The organism is Pseudoalteromonas sp. S4492 (assembly GCF_005886115.1).
GTDB lineage: Bacteria > Pseudomonadota > Gammaproteobacteria > Enterobacterales > Alteromonadaceae > Pseudoalteromonas > Pseudoalteromonas gelatinilytica.
On the sequence record NZ_PNCP01000212.1, the window covers coordinates 1 to 317 of the forward strand.

The 317-nt window shown below is 46.1% G+C and carries 1 pseudogene; it reads right to left on the minus strand.

The features are described from left to right. Positions 1-54 precede the first annotated feature (54 nt). Positions 55-317: pseudogene (locus CWC28_RS21410) on the minus strand (oxygen-independent coproporphyrinogen III oxidase); the annotation flags it as partial.

Genomic DNA, 317 nt, shown 5'->3' on the forward strand with positions numbered 1-317 from the left:
AGCTGAGTTACCAGAGATCATTCTAGCCCGCATTGCAGCGGGCTTGAAATTTGATCAGATGACCTTGGAGTAGAGGTTCTGCTGCTGTTGCTTTTGTTGCTTGAAATAGCCATCAAACTGCATGCAGATATTTCTGATCAGCATCTTTCCTCTGGGTTCTATCTGAATGCCTTTCCCGGTCAGAGTAAGTAGCCCATCGTTGGCCATGGGTTTGAGGGCTTCCAGTGACTCCGAGAAATAGTCGTTGAATCTGAGGTCAAAGCGCTGTTCAACTTCAGCAAAGTCCAGTTTGAAGTGGCATATCAGTTCATTGATCA